Below are 18839 nucleotides of genomic sequence, written 5' to 3' on the forward strand. Positions count from 1 at the left end.
CCTTAATGATACGATAAATAAAACGTGGATGGAAAGAGGTTTGTGAAATGTTTGCTATATTTTCCGCTGGATTGGCACCCGTGATGGCTTTAATGTCTTTTTTTTATTTGAAGGACCGTTTTTCCGATCCACTGTTTCTTATATTTCGAACATTTATATATGGTGCTTTACTTGTTTTTCCTATTATGTTCATCAAATACGTATTGGAAACAGAAGCAATAAGTGACAGCAGACTGGTTCATTCGTACTTATATGTGGCTCTCTTAGAAGAATTCTTTAAATGGTTTATTTTTGTCTATACCATTTACCATCATTCTGAGTTTGACGAACATTATGACGGCATTGTTTACGGGGTTGCTATCAGCCTGGGTTTTGCCTCTGTGGAAAATATTCTTTACCTTATTACTAACGGTGTCGAATATGCGGTTGTGAGAGCTGTCTTTCCCGTATCATCCCATGCCTTATTTGGCGTCATCATGGGATATCATTTTGGCATAGCAAAAGTATTGAAACGCAAAGAAAATAGGAATATTGCCTTAGCTTTATTTCTCCCTTTCATATTGCATGGAACGTATAATTATATATTGGAAACTTTAACGAGCAACTGGTTGGTTCTACTAGCCCCTTTTATGGTAGTTCTATGGATTATCGCTTTAAGAAGGGTAAAATCTGCAACTACGGACCAATCAATCAACCTTACCGGCCGGCATCCTTAAATGCCGCCGGTTTTTTATTTGGAGGGGTATAAAAATGAAGGTTTCACAGAAATTAGTAGTTGAGAGACATTTATTAAGATAATGAATAAAAAAGGCTTATATCCTAAAAATAGTACCATAATAAAATGCAAACGCAGGAGGATTCAATATGACCTATAAGAAGCTGGCATGTATCAGTATGATTTTGTGTTTTATCTTTATAGGATTGCAAACCTCACATCCAATGAAAGAAGCAGGCGCTTTCAGCGAACAAGTAATTCAACAGGGTGCCATTGGGGACGATGTGATAGAGCTGCAATCCAGATTACAATATCTAGGCTTTTATAATGGCCAGATAGATGGTGTGTTCGGTTGGGGCACTTATTGGGCACTCCGTAATTTCCAATATGAATTTGGATTGGAAATAGACGGTTTGGCAGGACCCACTACGAAAGAAAAGCTTGTATCTGCAAGTGAGTACGATGAGGCGTATGTAAAGGAACAAATGAACCAAGGAAGGAAATTCACCCATTATGGCGGCACGGAAAACCAATCTCAGCAAGCGCAAGATGGTGCCGGGCAGGATACGGGAGCTCAAGGAGATCAGGGTGGGACCGATACGGCGGCGGTCAATGTTCCCCAAGGGTATTCTCAAAATGATATACAGTTAATGGCTAATGCGGTATACGGGGAAGCCCGAGGAGAGCCGTATGAGGGACAGGTTGCCGTGGCAGCTGTTATTTTAAACCGGGTGGAGAGCTCCACTTTTCCAAATACAGTCTCCGGTGTGATTTTTGAACCAAGGGCCTTCACAGCAGTTGCAGATGGACAGATTTGGCTTACACCAAATGAAAGGGCAAAAGAAGCTGTCCTAGATGCTATCAATGGCTGGGATCCTTCAGGAAATGCTGAGTATTACTTTAATCCTGATACAGCAACCTCCGGATGGATATGGACCAGGCCGCAAATCAAAAAAATAGGTAAACATATATTCTGCAAATAGAAAGGTGGGACCAACATGATCAGGTGGATTATCATAGCAGTATTAACAGCTGGTATAGCCGGTACAGCCTTCTGGGGGTATCAAGAACATCAGGAAAAGAATGCAATATTAATACAGGCAGAAAATAGCTACCAGCGTGCATTCCACGAACTTACTTACCGAATGGACCTATTAAACGATGAAATAGGTACAGCGGTAGCAATGAACTCCCCGACCAAACTGTCGCCGCAATTGGTGGATATCTGGAGGCTGACTTCGGAGGCATTGTCAGATGTAGGGCAACTCCCTCTTGGATTGCTGCCGTTCAATAAAACGGAAGAGTTTCTTTCCGATATCGGTGACTTCACCTACCGAACTGCGGTGAGGGACTTGGAAAATGACCCGTTAACAGAAGAGGAATCAAAGCTTCTGAAAGAACTTTACCAACAATCAGGGGAAATTAAGAATGAACTAAGGCAAGTCCAGCATGTGGCATTAGAGAATAATTTACGTTGGATGGATGTTCAAATGGCATTAGCAGACGAGGGAGAGCCGGCGGATAATACGATTATTGATGGACTAAAAACCGTAGACAAAGCCGCAGGGGAATTCTCCGAAAGCAATGCAAATTCCTCCATAACGGGGGTTTCTACTCGCGAGCATGAGTATAAATACTTGAATGGCGAAAAGATAGATGAGGATGAGGCCTTAAAGAGGGCAAGAGATATTTTTGCAGCAGATAAAGAAGAAAACTTAACTATTACCCGTACTGGAGATGGAGCAGATATACCAATGTACAGCCTTTCCTACCGTAATGAGGAGAAAAACGGCTATATGGATATGTCGGTGCAGGGAGGATATCCTTTAACAGTTTTAGTAGACAGGCCAATCCAAGAGAAAAAACTGAGCCTGCATGAAGGGATGGAGAAAGCTGAGGAATATATTAATCAGTTCGGTTTTGAGAATATGACGGTATTCCAAAGCAGTGAATACAATAATATCGGGGTATATTCTTTCCTCTATATGGAAGATGACGTGCGGATATACCCAGATTCGATGGAAGTAAAAGTTGCCTTGGATAATGGGGATATTGTAGGGTTTACCGCTCAGAACTATTTCATGAACCATACAGACAGAGGTTTGGAAGAGCCGGAAATTTCTATGGAAGAGGCCAAAGCAGAGGTGAATCCTGGGGTGGATATTCAAGAGGAGTTCTTGTCTGTTATTGAAAACGACCTTGGAGAAGAAGTATTAACTTACGAATTCCTCGGTGTCTTAGACAATGAAACCTATAGGATATTCATCAATGCCATGGATGGCAGCGAAGAGAAAGTGGAAAAATTGGATGGCAAGGAAATTAATTATGCGTTAGATAACGCAGGTGTAGGATCGCGGTTGGCTATGTCCGGATTTAATATAGACAGTTAAAGGAATACGACCCTTCAATTAGGGACATGCCGCCATTTCCTCTTGTCTAATTGCAGTGGGCCTTCCAGTAGAATTTTGAGTCGACGCTGAGTTATTGATATCTTTCTCGTGTGACTTCTGTTAGCCAGTAACCTGTTTGTGAATGGAAGGTAGCCAAAAATTAAAAAAGAGAGGGCCTAGCGCCTTTCTCTTTTTTTACTTTTCTGTAATAATGGGTATATCGAATCATTTCCAAATGTTGGGCCAGGGGGGTCAATCATGAAAATAGGAACATTTCTTACACTTGAATACAATTCGGCAGAAGGAGAACCGGAAGATTACTACTGTAAGCTCATTGATGCAGATGAAGAGAATTTATATATAGATTATCCCATCAGAATGGAAACAAAGAGAACATCTATCTTTCCGAGGGGTGCTGCTTTCCTAGCAACATATAAGGGTGGAGATGACTGCATTTACCAATTCTCAACTGAAATTATTGCAAAAGTAAACCGGAATGTTCCTGCCATTTCCATTAAGAAACCATTGACGGTCAAGAGGATACAGAGGAGGGAATTTGTAAGAGTAGAAGCAGCTGCCGATATGGCTGTCCATATATTGGGAAAGGAAAATAACACTTTTGTTACAGTAACTGGTGATATTAGTGGTGGAGGCGTTTCTTTCTTTTTGCCTAAGAATGTACATTTGGATGCCGGACAGACACTAGACATTTGTATTGTCTTAATTAATGGTTCTGGCCACAAATATATTCGTACCAACGCCGAAGTAGTCCATTCAAGAACTGATCATGAGGGTGTCACTACCTCCTCAGCCAAGTTTACCTCTATCCACCCGGCAGATCAGCAGGAAATTATTCGCTTCTGTTTTGAAAAGCAACGGGAGACAAGAAAAAAAGAACTACTCTAAAAATCCCCATGCAATTTTTAGTTGGCTTTTAGTTGTTATAGTAGAAATTATACTATTCTCTAACAGGTATGTTATTATTTAAAAGGAGCATATTAAACAGAAACTTGGCAATGAAACGCCAAGTTTTTTACGTGCTAAATCAATTTCTTGTATAGTGAGAGGAATGAAGCAGAGCAATGAACCAGAGAGAAATAGCGATAGCAATTGATGGCCCTGCAGCTGCGGGAAAAAGTACGGTGGCAAAAATGGTGGCTGAAAGGCTAAGATATTTATACATAGACACAGGAGCAATGTATCGTGCGTTGACATTGAAAGCTCTCCGGGATAGGGTTCATCTGGAAGGAGAAAGCGGTCTTGTAGAACTTCTTGACCAAACGTCCATCGCGTTAAGGCAAAGTGACAATGGACAGGTCGTTCTGTTAGATGGTCTTGATGTAACATTAGATATACGTACAAATGAAGTGACAAATAATGTCTCGTTTATAGCAAAACACCCGAAAGTAAGGGAAGAAATGGTAAGAAGGCAGCAAGAGTTGGCATCCAATCGTAGTGTAGTAATGGACGGAAGGGATATCGGCACGCATGTCCTCCCGGATGCCGAGGTGAAAATTTTTCTTGTTGCCACTGTGGAGGAAAGGGCCAAACGGCGATATGAAGAAAATCTTCAAAAAGGCTTTATGTCCAATATGGAGGAATTGAAATCAGAAATCGCCCAAAGAGATCAGATAGACTCTGAAAGGGACGCCTCTCCATTAATAAAGGCTCCTGATGCACGGGAGATCGATACCACCTCTTTAACCATCGAACAGGTGGCTGAACGAATACTTGAAGAGGCTTCCCAAGCAATTGCACAACAAGAGCGATGATAGCAGCCAAATCATAAAAAGGGAGGTACGAAGATGAGTTTATATACATTTGCAAAAAATGTACTGGCCGCCATTCTTTTTCCTGTTTTCAGAATCCAAGTAATCGGGAAAGAGAATATACCAGGGCAGGGGCCAGTTATCATATGCTCGAACCACATATCAAACTTTGATCCGCCAGTAGTCGGAATCACCTCGCCAAGGGATATATACTTTATGGCTAAAGGAGAATTGTTTGAAAAACGATTTTTGGGTAAATTATTATTAAAGGTACATGCATTTCCGGTCAAACGCGGAATGAAAGACAGAAATGCATTGCGAACAGGGCTGGAGATATTGAAGGAAGGAAATACTTTGGGCTTGTTCCCGGAAGGCACTAGGAGTAAAACCGGGGAATTTGGAAGACCCTTGGCAGGAGCTGGCTTTTTTGCTCTGCGGTCAGAAGCGGCCATTATACCGTGTGCAATTATTGGCCCCTATAAACCAGGGAAAAAGCTGAAAGTCGTCTATGGACCACCTATGAATATGGAAAAATTGAGGCATTCCAAGGCCAGTGCACAGGAAACTGCTGACGCGATTATGCAAGAAATTAAATTATTGAAGGAAAATCATTCATCCTGAACTACTTTACTTGACAAATTATTGTAATTATTAGAAGTTATAAAAAAGGGGATTTTTAATCTTAATGATCAATAACTGGTCATGGAGATTTTTGAACTGTATTTAGGAGGGCATGGTATATGAGCGAAACGAACAATGAATTAACCGAACTGAATGTAGGGGACACAATTACAGGAACTGTTGTCAAAGTGGAAGAAAAACAGGTCCTTGTAGATATCGGCTATAAGACTGAAGGCATTGTCCCTATCAGTGAATTATCCAGTCTGCATGTAGAGAAGACCAGTGATGTAGTGGAGGAAGGCGATAAGCTTACCCTTAAAGTCAAAAAAGTCGATGACGACGATATCATCTTGTCCAAAAAGGCAGTGGACGCTGATGATGCGTGGAAAGACCTTGAGGAGAAATTTGAAAGCGGAGAAGTTTTCGAAACCGAAGTGAAAGAAATTGTTAATGGAGGTTTGGTTGTAGACGTAGGAGTCCGTGGATTTATTCCTGCCTCCCTGGTTGAAACTTATTATGTCGATGACTTTTCCGACTATAAAAACAAGACATTGACCGTCAAAATTGCAGATCTTAACAAAGAGCAGAACCGTGTCATCCTTTCTCATCGTGCAGTGGTAGAGGAAGACGCTGAAAAGCAGAAAAATGAAGTTCTTCAATCACTGGAAGAGGGACAGGTTCTGGAAGGTACTGTTCAGCGTCTGACAAGTTTTGGTGTCTTTGTGGATATCGGAGGAGTGGACGGGCTTGTCCATATTTCCCAATTGGCCCATGAACATGTCGAAAACGCCTCAGATGTTGTTTCCGAGGGAGACAAGATCAAGGTGGAAGTTCTTTCTGTCGACTTGGATAATGAAAGGATTTCACTCTCCCATAAGAATACACTGCCCGGACCTTGGACGAATATCAGCGAAAAGATTTCTTCCGGGGATGTGCTCGAGGGAACCGTTAAACGCCTGGTAAACTTCGGAGCATTTGTGGAAGTGCTGCCTGGTGTTGAAGGGCTTGTCCATATTTCACAAATCGCCAACAGACACATCGGAACTCCTCAGGAAGTCCTGGAAGTAGGCCAGCAGGTAAAGGTGAAGGTATTGGATGTCAATGAGCAGGAAGAACGTATTTCCCTGAGTATCAGAGAATTGGAAGAAGAAGAGGCAGCCAGGGATTACAAGCAGTATGAGAAAGATGAAGAACAAACTGGTTTCCAGCTTGGAGATCTGCTTGGTGACAGCTTAGATAAGTATAAAAAATAAATTCATCTAATAATGAAAAGCTCTTTCCTTTTGGGAAGAGCTTTTTCTATTGGGGGATACTACATATTGCCTGGGGGTGGCGGATAGCCGTTAACGGGTAAAAGGATTTCCGGTTCAAGCGCCAAACGGATAGCGAGGTTTCCTTACCCACCGCCAAATATGCCAATAAATGCATGCTTTACTTGCGATTATAACCTTTCAGCTACTCGAGTTAAGCTTTTTAAAAGTATAAAGGAAGCTTTTTCCTGCAATAATGCATAGGGGAAGGTGATGATGAAGTTGAGCGGTTTGATTTTTTATTGGCTGGCGTGGTTATTATGGACTCTAATTACATTTTTCATGGATAAGAGCCCAAGAAGGACGGTTATGGGCATATGGATCCTGCTTTGTATTATATTCGCAGAATGGATTATTCATCTCTACTTCTATTCCTTTTCTGCTGTATTTTTACTGATTATTGGCGGTGCAATTTATTTGCTGGGCAAATGCAGAAGTCTTGTATATCATTTATTTTCATCTTTTACCTTAATGATCGGCTATTCAGCAGTGAGATACTGGGAACAGATAACACCAGTATGGTTTATCCTCCCACGGTATGTGATTTATTCCTTTTTGCTTACTTTTCTCGTTTTATTAATGGTTAAGGATTTCTATAGCCAGATCGGAGTCTGCCTATTGGGCACTTCGTTCGGGGAAATCCTTTTTCATATAACGGTTGGAGGCTATGGTTTTCAGATGGTTATTGGAGAAATGGCATTTCTGGATTTATTGCTGTGCTCCCTGGGGATTCTAACCGGTATTCATTTACTAAAAATAGGCAGGGCTAAACTATACGCTTCCCTGCATACAAAACACAGCATGGAGGTGGCAAAATGAATGAATATATACTGCCGATCCTATTCGGTATCATTGCAGGTACCTTATCGAGAATATTAATGCTCCGCACAGATTACCGTCAATATCCTACATATCTGCATGGTAAAATCATTCACATATCATTAGGATTCATTGCAGCTGCTCTGGGGGCCATGGCAGTTCCCGCAGTAATGGAAAAAGAATTCACCGCGGTTACCCTTCTTACAGTTGCAGCTACACAGTTCAGGGATGTCCGCAATATGGAAAGAAATACATTGACAGAAGTAGATGATTTCGAGCTTGTGTCAAGAGGAAAGACATATATAGAAGGTATTGCCATTTCTTTTGAAAGCAGAAATTACCTAGTGATACTTACGGCGCTTATTGGAACTTTGTTTTTTCTCGTTTGGAACGTTTATGCCGCCTTCGTGGGAGCAATCCTTTCCATCCTGGTGGGAAGGTTGCTGATGAGCGGTTCGACGATCAAAGATATTGTTCAGATAGATTACCATGAACTTCATTTTGAAGGAGCGGGCCTTTATGTGGATAATATCTACATTATGAATATCGGTCTGCCGGAGCGGCAAGAGGAGATTTTAAAATATGGTATGGGGTTTGTGTTGACGCCGAAAAACATGAATGTGGTATCAACCATCGCAAATCTTGGGCAAAGGCAAGCAATATTGCATGACGTATCTGTATCACTAGGGGTTTTCCGAGATTCGGGTACCCCGGCCCTGACTCCGCTTATAAAAAGAGATTTGGACGACGGGCGGATAGGAGTATTCATTCTCCCGCAAATCAGGAACGTGGAGAAAGCTAAGGAAATAATCGGCTCCGTACCGGTACTGGAGAATGCTATCCGTATGCCGTCCGATTCAACTATCCATCAAGAGGAGGGGAAAAAGAAATGATGCTCGAAAAGGCTGTATTGGCAGTGATTACAACTAATCAATCCAAGATTACGGGCGGTGCTCCTATTTTTGTATGTGATGACAAAAAGGAATTGGAATCCGTCGCAGCTAATCTGGAAGCAATTACTGATGGGATTGCACATGCCCTCAGTGATGAACTGTTTATTATCGTCAAGCATTAAAAAATAAATTGTTAATATCTTCTACTTTTGCTAGAATGAATAAAGTCAGTCTATATAGAACGCAACAGAGAAAGGATGTTCCTTTCATGAGGAAATCAGTAGTAGCCATTGTCGGCAGACCCAATGTTGGTAAATCAACAATATTTAATAGATTAGTCGGAGAGAGGATCTCTATTGTAGAGGATATACCGGGTGTGACCCGTGATCGGATCTATTCACAAGCCGATTGGCTAAACCACACCTTCAATCTCATTGATACAGGCGGCATCGAAATTGGAGATGAGCCTTTGCTCGTACAAATGCGCCATCAGGCTGAAATAGCTATCGATGAGGCAGATGTCATCATCTTCCTAGTCAACGGAAGAGAGGGCATTACGGCAGCGGATGAAGAAGTTGCCAAACTTCTTTTTAAATCCAATAAGCCGATTGTCCTGGGGGTCAATAAAATTGACAACCCGGAAATGCGGGAAAATATTTATGAATATTATTCCCTTGGTTTTGGAGAGCCTTTTCCAATATCAGGCTCCCATGGTTTAGGCCTGGGTGACATGCTGGACGAAGTGGTCAGTCACTTTCCGCAGCTTGAAGAGGAAGAGGGGGATGAGGAGACCATATACTTTAGTCTCATAGGCCGTCCCAATGTGGGGAAGTCTTCCCTCGTCAATGCTATTTTAAATGAAGAGCGTGTAATAGTAAGTGAGATAGAAGGAACAACTCGGGATGCTGTAGATACACGATTAACAAAAGGTGATCAGGAGTTTGTCATTATTGATACAGCGGGCATGAGGAAACGCGGGAAAGTATACGAAGCAACTGAGAAATACAGTGTACTGCGCGCATTGAAGGCAATTGAGCGTTCTGATGTCGTATTGGTTCTTATAGATGCAGAAACAGGAATTCGCGAGCAGGACAAAAAAATTGCGGGATATGCACATGAGGCAGGAAGAGCGATCGTTATCGTCGTCAATAAATGGGATACTGTCCATGCCGGCGAAAAAACAATGAAGGAATTCGAAACAAAGGTCCGAGCGCATTTCCAATATTTGGATTATGCACCGATCGTTTTCCTGTCTGCTAAGACGAAGAAACGGCTGCATACACTCCTTCCAGCGGTCACTTCTGCCAGCGAAAACCATTCCAAACGAATACCAACCAATGTGTTGAATGATGTCATCATGGATGCTTTAGCTATGAATCCGACTCCAACGGTCAAAGGCAGGCGATTGAAAGTGCTATATGCAACCCAAGTGGCTGTCAAGCCGCCGAGTTTCGTGGTATTTGTGAATGATCCAGACTTAATGCATTTCTCTTATGAAAGGTTTCTGGAAAATAAAATTCGGGATGCTTTTGGTTTTGTTGGTACTCCTATCAAAATTTTTGCTCGAAGAAGACAATAAGGAGAGAGGTTTATGGCTAAGGTAGCAGTATTAGGTGCTGGCAGCTGGGGAACTGCCTTGAGTATTGTCCTTGCAGATAACAAACATGAAGTCAGGCTATGGTCGCACCGTCCAGATCAAGTACAGGCTATTAATGAGACGAGCAGGAACGACCGTTATTTGGATGCCCCCATCCCTGATGGTGTAAGAGCTTATGAAGATATGAGAGAAGCCGTTGCAGATGTAGATGCCATTGTAATTGTGGTCCCGACGAAAGCAATTCGGGAAGTCTCCAGGGAGCTCGATGGGCTGGCAGGCCCCACTACAAATATTATTCATGCTTCAAAAGGTATTGAGCCAGGTACTTTAAAAAGGGTGTCACAGATGATTAGTGAAGAAATGCCTCATTATAGTTACGAGGATATTGTGGTACTTTCCGGTCCCAGTCATGCTGAAGAAGTTGCATGGAGGCAGCCTACCACTGTTACTGTAGCCTCCTTGAATGAACAGAAGGCTAAACATGCACAGGATTTATTTATAAATGAATCTTTTCGGGTCTATACCAGTACAGACTTGCTAGGGATCGAGTTTGGAGGGGCGTTAAAGAATATCATTGCCCTTGGTGCAGGTATTTCGGACGGGTTAGGATACGGAGACAATGCAAAAGCAGCCCTCATTACCAGAGGGCTCGCCGAAATTTCCCGACTAGGCACGTCCATGGGTGCGAATCCACTCAGTTTTTTAGGGCTGTCCGGTGTCGGAGATCTGATTGTAACTTGTACAAGCACCCACAGCCGTAATTGGCGAGCGGGTAATTTGCTGGGCAAAGGTCGTTCACTGGAAGAGGTCCTTAATCAAATGGGGATGGTCGTTGAGGGAGTGCGTACAGTGAAAGCCGCGCATCAATTTGCGCTGGAACAAAAGGTAGAGATGCCGATTACTTCGGGGTTGTACCAGATCCTCTTTGAGGAAAAGAATCCCAAAGAGGTCGTTGAGCAGTTGATGAACCGTACCAAAAGAGAAGAGATGGATGATCTTGCAAAACTGTTGACGGAACGCTATTCCCATTAACACGTAATCTCCCTCCTTGCATATAATGTGTTGAAGTAACTTAGCAAGGAGGAAGGAATGTGGATCAATTTCAGAAAAGTCTCTTCGACAAACTTCAACAAAATGCAAATATAACCCCAGATGAGGTATATAAAGTTGCTGACTCGGTGAAGAATGCCGATTTTTCCGATGAACGAACGGTACGAGGACTTGTCCGCCAATTAGCAAGGATGGCGAATAAACCTATATCCAGGGAAAAAGAGGATAAAATCGTAGAGTCTATTACCAAAAATAAGATGCCAGCAGATATCAATTCATTAAACCAATTGTTCAAAAAGTAGTGTCGCTTGGGCAAGTGAGGATGCATTCTTGCAGCCTGATGCATAAAATAAATCGCACAAGCATTCTTGGAATAGAGTTGCTGTGGATATTATTTAGTCAAGCCGGAATGGAGCAGAGCCCCCTCCATTTCGGATTTTTATTTGGCTGGAGAATTAATTGATTTTCAAGGGTATTTTTTCTCTTGCTTTTTAAAGCGCAGAATCAATCCAACGTCAGAGGAGCTTGCGCTCAAATTTCAAATCAGACAGCACGGTATAGAGGCCCAGTTACTGTTTTTATTCTGCGCTATCGTTAACCATTATGGTATAATACCTGATGTCGAATTAATAGTTTATCAGTCGGGAGTGAAGTATATGAGCGCTATGGATAAAATGTGGGTGTCATTTGCCGGGATGGGCTTCTTGATTGTCGCAATGGCCCTGATTTTATGGAGCCGTCATAGATTGAAAGGATTACCAGCTGTCATTGTTGCATCTGTGGCTTACTTACTATTCATCTTAGGTGCGTTAATTATTTTCTACATTGTATTCAGCGGGCCTACAATGTAATGAAAGGAGGCTGTGTCAATGGCTTATACATATGGTCGGATTATCTTAGGTCTGCTGCTTGTGCTGATTCTCAGCGGGTGTTTATATCCAGACAGCGAAAGGTCTGAGAACAAGCAGCCGAACGAGCAACAGCTTGCCATTGTTCAAAATGCCATAGAAGAATTCAGAGAACAGAATAATGGGCTGCTGCCAATCAAAACCAAAGAAAATGATACACCGATTTTCCAAAAGTATTTGGTTGATTTTACCGCCCTGAAAGAGGCGAACGCCCTGTCGGAAATACCGCCTAACGCGTATGAAGGCGGAGGTTATTATCAATATACTCTTATCACTCCAGAGGACAATCCAAGAGTGAAATTGATTGACCTACGAAATACAGAATCAATCCGCAGTGTAAACGTACAGCTAAACGGCTATAGAAATGAGCATATCTACCCTCCTTATGGCAGGGAAATAGCAGAAGGTGTATACACCTTGGATTACGAGTCGCTGGGATATGATGCAATGCCTACAGTTGTTAGTCCTTTCTCTGGTGAGAATCTTCCTATTGTGATGGATGTAGAGGGCCAGTTGTATATTGACTATCGAATAGATTTAAAAAATGCATTGGACAAGTATGAGCATAATTATTCAAAAGGAGATGATATTCGATGGCTGCTTGCCGAGAATACTCCTTTTGTACCTGCATACTCCCTTCCATATACCATTCAGGATGGAGAGCCGGCCTTTTTACTTGAGGAGGCAAATGAATAAAACCCTGCATATTAAAACCCTTGAAACATATATTGTTTCAAGGGTTTATTATTTTCACCCTGTCTTTGCTCTTTTCCATCATAATTAAGTCATAATGTGATAGGACAACATCATAGAATTGTAATGTCAATTATTCGCAGATTATTTATATCGTTAGTACAAGGATCGGGAGGGGATCTTTTGGAGAAAATTGATATCTTTAAAGATATTTCCAAACGGACTAATGGAGATATTTATCTTGGTATAGTGGGTGCTGTCCGGACTGGTAAATCGACTTTTATTAAAAAATTCATGGAATTGGTAGTTTTGCCCAACATCGAAGAGGAGAGTGAGCGTGCAAGGGCGCATGACGAACTTCCGCAAAGCGCTGCTGGTAAGACGATTATGACTACCGAACCAAAGTTCATTCCCAATCAAGCAGTATCTGTAAATGTAGAGGATGCCTTGGATGTTAATGTGCGCCTTGTTGATTGTGTAGGGTATGCAGTAGAAAGTGCCAAAGGTTTTGAGGATGAGAACGGTCCTAGAATGGTCCATACACCATGGTATGAAGACCCTATTCCATTTCATGATGCAGCGGAAATAGGAACCAGGAAGGTCATTCAAGAGCATTCCACTATTGGAGTAGTAGTTACTACAGATGGAAGTATTGGAGATATTCCGAGAGATGATTTTATTACGGCAGAAGCAAAAGTAGTGGATGAATTAAAAGAAGTGGGCAAGCCGTTTATTATGATTATAAATACCCTTAATCCCGGCAGTCATGAAACCGAACTGCTGCGTCAGGACCTTTCCGAGAAATATGATATACCAGTAGTGGCTGTTAGTATTGAATCTATGACAGAGCATGATGTTTATAGAGTGTTAAGGGAAGCCCTGTATGAATTTCCTGTTTTGGAAGTGAATGTCAACCTTCCAAGCTGGGTAATGGTACTCAAAGAAAATCATTGGCTCAGACGGAATTATCAAGACGCCATCCAGACTACTGTGAAAAATATAAGAAGGCTGAGAGATGTGGATCAGATTGTTACAGATTTTTCCGAATACGACTACATCGACCAAGCAAATATAGCTGGTATGGAAATGGGTGAAGGAGTCGCTGAGATTGACCTGCATGCACCGGACCACTTGTATGACCAAGTGTTAAAGGAAATCGTCGGGGAAGAAATACGGGGGAAAGATCATTTGTTGGAATTAATGCAGGACTTCTCCCATGCCAAGAGGGAATATGATCAGGTCTCAGGGGCGTTGCAAATGGTGAAGCAGACAGGGTACGGCATAGCTGCACCCTCCTTGGAAGATATGATCCTGGATGAGCCGGAAATCATCCGTCAGGGATCTCGGTTCGGAGTCAAATTGAAAGCAGTGGCCCCCTCCATTCATATGATCAAAGTAGAAGTGGAGTCGGAATTCTCCCCAATTATAGGAACGGAAAAGCAGAGTGAAGAGCTTGTCCGTTATCTAATGCAGGATTTTGAAGAGGATCCGCTTTCCATTTGGGAATCAGATATTTTCGGAAGATCACTGAGTTCCATCGTCAGGGAAGGTATTCAAGGTAAAATATCATTGATGCCTGAAAATGCCAGATATAAACTGAAAGATACTCTAGAACGGATCATCAATGAAGGATCAGGCGGTCTTATAGCGATTATTCTTTAGCAGCTGATACAGCTGCTTTTTTGTTGCTATGAAAAACAGTTATCCTTAACCCTGCTTATAGTCTATAGGAATACGATCAAAACTGCGGGAGTATTATAAAAATTCCCGTAAATATACGAACTGCTGTAGGTTGACAGGACAAGTTTTCATTGAATTTTCAATAAAAAAGTCCATTTTTGGCTGAATGGAATTGCGTTTTTAATAAATATGGTAAAAATGGGTACTTATTGTTGAATTTTGCTGCAATCTCAGTTAAGATAAGCCTTGTCATCTAATGAGTTAGGTGATAACTTAGTATAAAAGCTGACAAATTGGTAAACAAATGTTGGTAACCATCTATTTGTTCCAAAGTAGTCGATTGAAGTAATTGGGAGGAGGTGAATGTCATGAACAAAACAGATTTAGTAAATGCTGTAGCCGAAAAGAGCGATCTTTCCAAGAAAGAGGCAACTAAAGCAGTTGATGCAGTTTTTGATTCTGTCATGGATTCCCTTAAAAACGGTGAAAAAGTACAATTAATCGGTTTTGGTAACTTTGAAGTGCGTGAGCGTTCAGCTCGAAAAGGCCGCAATCCGCAAACAGGAGAAGAAATTGAGATTCCTGCAAGCAAAGTTCCTGCCTTCAAACCAGGTAAAGCCCTTAAGGACAGTGTTAAATAATCTACATAGGGCTTAAAAAGGGGTGCGTATGCGCGCCCTTTTTTTATGCGTTTATTGACATAGAAGAAGAAATCGACGATATTTAAAGTAAATGGTTACAGGAGGCTTATCATGGATAATTCAAATCTTAAATCGGATTTCTTTGTAATAAAAGCGTTGGAAGACGGAGTGAATGTGATTGGGCTCACCAGGGGCAGCAATACGAAATTCCACCATTCGGAAAAATTGGATAAGGATGAAGTGATGATTGCCCAATTTACGGAACATACCTCCGCTGTAAAAGTGAGGGGCAAAGCAATCATTCAAACAAGCCATGGAGAATTGGAAAACTAGAGAGTTGAGATGCTGAACTTCCTTCTTCATATTGAAAATGTTTGTTATCGATCCCCCTTGAACTTATGCTATAATAACTACAGCGATTACGGATTTGATGAAAGGGCCCAGGTGATTTATTTTGGAAACATCTAGTATAGACATTCGGCCTTACAAGGCACAAATAGAAAACAAGATCCAGCATGCCTTTCTGGACAAATATATACCTAAGCCCGTCATTGACGATGAAAAACTTAAGATATTAGTGGCAATTCTAAATAACTCAGGGGGTTCCGATAGACAGAAACAGCGGTATGTTCTAACTGCCATGTTAGCTCAAACGGCGTTGGATACCCATGACACCGTTCCAGCCTATAATATGGAAAATGGGTGGAGTATTGGCAATCAGCTGAAAGTGCTAGCAGGCGATTATTATAGCGGTCTATACTATCTCCTCCTATCAGAAATAGATGATTTTGAATTTATACATATTCTTGCATCAGCCATAAAAGAAGTGAACGAGGTAAAGATGCAGCTCTACTATACGGAAGAAGGTACTTTTAATGACCTCATGAAAATGAGGGAAGAAGTAGAATCCCTTATCATTCGCCATATTGCCGAGTTTTTGGGCGATCCTTTTCCTGTGTATATTGCCGGCAAATGGCTGGTGACTCATAAATTGCTCCAGAACATGAACAGTTTGAAACAAACAGGAGAGTTATCCATTACGGATGTCTGGATGGGCCAGGCTGTCAATTTACTGGAGGTTCCTTTTTCCCATGCAGCGAATGAGACCGTACAGGAGAACCTACTGCAACTGGAAAGGTTATCAGAGGGGATACCTGAGCCGCACCAGCTTTATAAAGAGTATCTTCTAGCAGTTGTTAATATGCATAATTATAATAAAGCTCGGTAACGGAGGAAAAATAATCATGTCAGAACGCTCAAAAGAAGAACGTGTGCATCATGTATTTGAAAAAATATATACCAAATACGATTCCATGAATTCTATCATCTCTTTCCAGAGGCATAAATCCTGGCGGAAAGATGTGATGAAAAAGATGAAAGTCAGAGAAGGGGCGTCAGCTCTGGATGTATGCTGTGGCACAGGCGACTGGGCCATATCCCTGGCGGAGGCTGTAGGTGAGAACGGGAAGGTAGTAGGATTGGATTTCAGTCAGAATATGCTGTCAGTAGCGAAAGAAAAGAAAGAACGTTCCTCCCTGGATCAACTAGAATTAGTGCACGGAAATGCAATGGAACTACCCTTTGCTGATAATTCATTTGATTATGTGACGATAGGTTTTGGATTGCGCAATGTGCCCGACTATATGACAGTTCTTAAAGAGATGTATCGTGTAGTAAGACCCGGGGGGCTCGTAGTGTGTCTTGAGACTTCACAGCCTACTCTTATTGGATATCGGCAACTATATTACTTTTATTTTCGGTTCATTATGCCGGCAATTGGCAGGCTCATGGCGAAGAGCTACAAAGAATATGCTTGGCTAAACGAATCGGCAAGGAACTTTCCGGATAAGGATACGTTAAAGCGTATGTTCTACAATGCGGGTTTTTCAACGGTCCATGTAAAAAGCTATACGGGTGGAGTAGCTGCCATGCATATGGGAATTAAATAATAATGGTTTTAAAATAAGGTGACACAGATGAAAATAGCTAAAATTTATGGATATTTAAAAAAAGATTTGGACATCGTCGAAGACTCGCTGAATAAAGTCATTCAAGCCGAGCATCCTGTGCTGCGTGAGACCTCGACACATTTATTGGAGGCAGGAGGAAAAAGAATCCGTCCTGTCTTTGTTGTACTAGCAGGCCACATGGGTAACTATGACCTTGAACGGGTGAAAAAGGCAGCTGTATCTCTGGAACTGATTCATATGGCTACACTTGTCCATGATGATGTGATCGATGACGCTGCATTGAGAAGGGGAGAACCTACAATCAAAAGCCTTTATGATAACCGGGTCGCTATGTACACCGGTGATTATATACTTGCCCGTGCACTAGAAGAAATAACTACTATTAAACAGGCTAATGTCCATCGCCTGCTGGCAAAAACGATAGTAGAGGTAAGTATAGGTGAAATTGAGCAGATAAAGGATAAATACAACTGGGATCAGAACCTCAGAGACTATCTGAGAAGGATCAAACGGAAAACGGCCCTATTGATCGCTACAAGCTGCAAACTGGGCGGGCTGGTAAGCGGACTTGACGAAAAAAAGGCGAAAAAGTTATATCAGTATGGTTATTATATAGGGATGTCCTACCAGATCATCGATGATATTCTTGATTTCACCTCTACAGAGCAGGAATTAGGCAAACCAGTCGGGAATGATCTTCTTCAAGGCAACATTACTCTGCCTGTTTTATTTGCAATGGAGGACGTAAAGTTCCGCCAATTGATTCGAGAAACATTCCAGGAACCCGAGAAAGTCAAGAAAGAAGAGATGAACAACCTGATCACAGCTCTCAAACAATCAGATGCAGTCGAACGTTCCTATCAATTAAGCGAGATATATTTACAAAAAGCTTTGAAATCTGTCAGCAGTCTGCCGGACAATCAGGCTAAGCGTACATTAGAGGACATTGCTAAATATATTGGGAAGAGACGCTCTTAGAATAATTGTTATTTTTTGTGAACTTTGATAGAATGATATCGGTTACAAAAAATACATATATGTGGGGTGCGAGAATGGAAAAGACTTTTTTGATGATCAAACCAGATGGCGTTCAGCGTAATCTAATAGGGGGAATTGTGGCAAGGTTCGAGGCAAAGGGATTTAAACTTGTCGGCGCCAAGCTGATGACCATCTCTGACGAACTTGCCGAAAAGCACTATGGGGAACACAAGGACAAGCCATTTTTTGGAGAACTGGTAGATTTCATTACTTCCGGGCCGGTTTTTGCTATGGTATGGGAGGGTGAAGATGTCATTCTGACAGCCCGGGCCATGATGGGCAAAACGAATCCGAAAGAGGCTGCTTCCGGTACGGTGAGAGGAGATTATGGTTTAACTGTCGGGAAAAACATCATCCATGGTTCTGACTCAGCAGAAAGTGCTGAAAGGGAGATTGGTCTGTTCTTTGATAGAGAAGAGATCCTCTCTTATTCAAAGCATGACAGTGAGTGGATTTATTAATGTTGAGCCCCTCTGCAGCCGCAGAGGGGCTTATTCGTTGTATGGCAAATCAAGGGCTCCTAGATGTTCTTTCAATAATCATAAGATGAAATGGATTTGCACCTCTTTTAAAATGTATAATCATTAAACGAAAATAGTTAAGTGCCCTGCAAGGATGCTCTTAACTATTTTACTAGTCAGGCGAAAGGTTGATTTTAGCTAGTTCGGTTAAAAGGCAGGCCCTATTTTATTCCGTTCCTTAAAAAGCAAACAAAGGCCAAGTGCTGTGCGCATTCCTAACTGGA

At 41.9% G+C, this 18839-nt stretch carries 22 protein-coding genes; all 22 read left to right on the top strand.

Features of this window, described 5'->3' with window-relative positions; genetic code table 11:
* Positions 1-47 precede the first annotated feature (47 nt).
* The 22 genes from prsW to ndk all read left to right on the top strand — a co-directional run bounded on the left by prsW (position 48) and on the right by ndk (position 18555).
* Complete coding sequence (gene prsW / locus ACFODW_RS08055) at positions 48-716, top strand: glutamic-type intramembrane protease PrsW (RefSeq protein ID WP_390305087.1); 669 nt, start codon at positions 48-50, stop codon at positions 714-716.
* A gap of 148 nt (positions 717-864) precedes the next feature.
* Positions 865-1698, top strand: a complete 834-nt coding sequence (gene sleB / locus ACFODW_RS08060; protein ID WP_390305089.1) for a spore cortex-lytic enzyme — start codon at positions 865-867, stop codon at positions 1696-1698.
* Between the two features lie 15 nt (positions 1699-1713).
* Positions 1714-3105 (top strand): germination protein YpeB, encoded by a 1392-nt coding sequence (ypeB, locus tag ACFODW_RS08065; RefSeq protein WP_390305092.1) that lies wholly within the window; start codon positions 1714-1716, stop codon positions 3103-3105.
* A 258-nt stretch (positions 3106-3363) separates the two neighbouring features.
* Entirely contained in the window at positions 3364-4011 is a 648-nt protein-coding gene (locus tag ACFODW_RS08070; protein WP_390305096.1) for a flagellar brake protein, read from the top strand.
* A gap of 176 nt (positions 4012-4187) precedes the next feature.
* Positions 4188-4877, top strand: a complete 690-nt coding sequence (cmk, locus tag ACFODW_RS08075) for a (d)CMP kinase (protein WP_390305099.1) — start codon at positions 4188-4190, stop codon at positions 4875-4877.
* A 33-nt stretch (positions 4878-4910) separates the two neighbouring features.
* Positions 4911-5495 carry a lysophospholipid acyltransferase family protein gene (locus ACFODW_RS08080; protein WP_390305101.1) on the top strand — a complete coding sequence of 195 codons (585 nt, stop codon included), beginning with the start codon at positions 4911-4913 and terminating at the stop codon, positions 5493-5495.
* A 119-nt stretch (positions 5496-5614) separates the two neighbouring features.
* Positions 5615-6748: a 30S ribosomal protein S1 gene (gene rpsA / locus ACFODW_RS08085; protein ID WP_390305103.1), complete on the top strand. Its 1134-nt coding sequence runs from the start codon at positions 5615-5617 to the stop codon at positions 6746-6748.
* A 273-nt stretch (positions 6749-7021) separates the two neighbouring features.
* Positions 7022-7624 carry a YphA family membrane protein gene (locus ACFODW_RS08090; protein ID WP_449366047.1) on the top strand — a complete coding sequence of 201 codons (603 nt, stop codon included), beginning with the start codon at positions 7022-7024 and terminating at the stop codon, positions 7622-7624.
* Complete coding sequence (locus ACFODW_RS08095; protein ID WP_390305107.1) at positions 7621-8517, top strand: YIEGIA family protein; 897 nt, start codon at positions 7621-7623, stop codon at positions 8515-8517. Before ACFODW_RS08090 ends, ACFODW_RS08095 begins: the two co-directional genes overlap by 4 nt.
* Positions 8514-8699 (top strand): capping complex subunit for YIEGIA, encoded by a 186-nt coding sequence (locus ACFODW_RS08100; RefSeq protein ID WP_390305110.1) that lies wholly within the window; start codon positions 8514-8516, stop codon positions 8697-8699. Before ACFODW_RS08095 ends, ACFODW_RS08100 begins: the two co-directional genes overlap by 4 nt.
* 86 nt (positions 8700-8785) lie before the next feature.
* A complete protein-coding gene (gene der / locus ACFODW_RS08105; protein WP_390305112.1) occupies positions 8786-10096 on the top strand; it encodes a ribosome biogenesis GTPase Der in 1311 nt (436 codons plus the stop codon).
* 12 nt (positions 10097-10108) lie between these two features.
* Positions 10109-11146 (top strand): NAD(P)H-dependent glycerol-3-phosphate dehydrogenase, encoded by a 1038-nt coding sequence (locus ACFODW_RS08110; protein ID WP_390305114.1) that lies wholly within the window; start codon positions 10109-10111, stop codon positions 11144-11146.
* Positions 11147-11205: 59 nt separating this feature from the next.
* Positions 11206-11466 carry a stage VI sporulation protein F gene (locus tag ACFODW_RS08115; RefSeq protein ID WP_390305116.1) on the top strand — a complete coding sequence of 87 codons (261 nt, stop codon included), beginning with the start codon at positions 11206-11208 and terminating at the stop codon, positions 11464-11466.
* Positions 11467-11820: 354 nt separating this feature from the next.
* The gene (locus ACFODW_RS08120; protein WP_390305118.1) at positions 11821-12015 is read left to right on the top strand and encodes a DUF2768 domain-containing protein; all 195 of its coding nucleotides are present in this window, start codon (positions 11821-11823) and stop codon (positions 12013-12015) included.
* Between the two features lie 18 nt (positions 12016-12033).
* On the top strand, positions 12034-12768 hold the full coding sequence (locus ACFODW_RS08125) for a hypothetical protein (protein WP_390305120.1): 735 nt from the start codon (positions 12034-12036) through the stop codon (positions 12766-12768).
* Between the two features lie 180 nt (positions 12769-12948).
* Positions 12949-14427, top strand: a complete 1479-nt coding sequence (gene spoIVA / locus ACFODW_RS08130) for a stage IV sporulation protein A (RefSeq protein ID WP_390305122.1) — start codon at positions 12949-12951, stop codon at positions 14425-14427.
* A gap of 386 nt (positions 14428-14813) precedes the next feature.
* On the top strand, positions 14814-15086 hold the full coding sequence (locus ACFODW_RS08135) for an HU family DNA-binding protein (RefSeq protein ID WP_390305124.1): 273 nt from the start codon (positions 14814-14816) through the stop codon (positions 15084-15086).
* A 111-nt stretch (positions 15087-15197) separates the two neighbouring features.
* Entirely contained in the window at positions 15198-15419 is a 222-nt protein-coding gene (gene mtrB, locus ACFODW_RS08140) for a trp RNA-binding attenuation protein MtrB (RefSeq protein ID WP_390305126.1), read from the top strand.
* Between the two features lie 121 nt (positions 15420-15540).
* The gene (locus ACFODW_RS08145) at positions 15541-16314 is read left to right on the top strand and encodes a heptaprenyl diphosphate synthase component 1 (protein ID WP_390305128.1); all 774 of its coding nucleotides are present in this window, start codon (positions 15541-15543) and stop codon (positions 16312-16314) included.
* A gap of 16 nt (positions 16315-16330) precedes the next feature.
* Complete coding sequence (gene menG, locus ACFODW_RS08150) at positions 16331-17035, top strand: demethylmenaquinone methyltransferase (RefSeq protein ID WP_390305130.1); 705 nt, start codon at positions 16331-16333, stop codon at positions 17033-17035.
* A gap of 27 nt (positions 17036-17062) precedes the next feature.
* On the top strand, positions 17063-18034 hold the full coding sequence (gene hepT, locus ACFODW_RS08155; protein ID WP_390305132.1) for a heptaprenyl diphosphate synthase component II: 972 nt from the start codon (positions 17063-17065) through the stop codon (positions 18032-18034).
* A gap of 74 nt (positions 18035-18108) precedes the next feature.
* Entirely contained in the window at positions 18109-18555 is a 447-nt protein-coding gene (gene ndk / locus ACFODW_RS08160) for a nucleoside-diphosphate kinase (RefSeq protein WP_390305134.1), read from the top strand.
* The last annotated feature ends 284 nt before the right edge of the window (positions 18556-18839 follow it).

It is taken from the genome of Virgibacillus sediminis (genome assembly GCF_042643265.1).
Classification (GTDB): domain Bacteria; phylum Bacillota; class Bacilli; order Bacillales; family Amphibacillaceae; genus Virgibacillus_O; species Virgibacillus_O sediminis.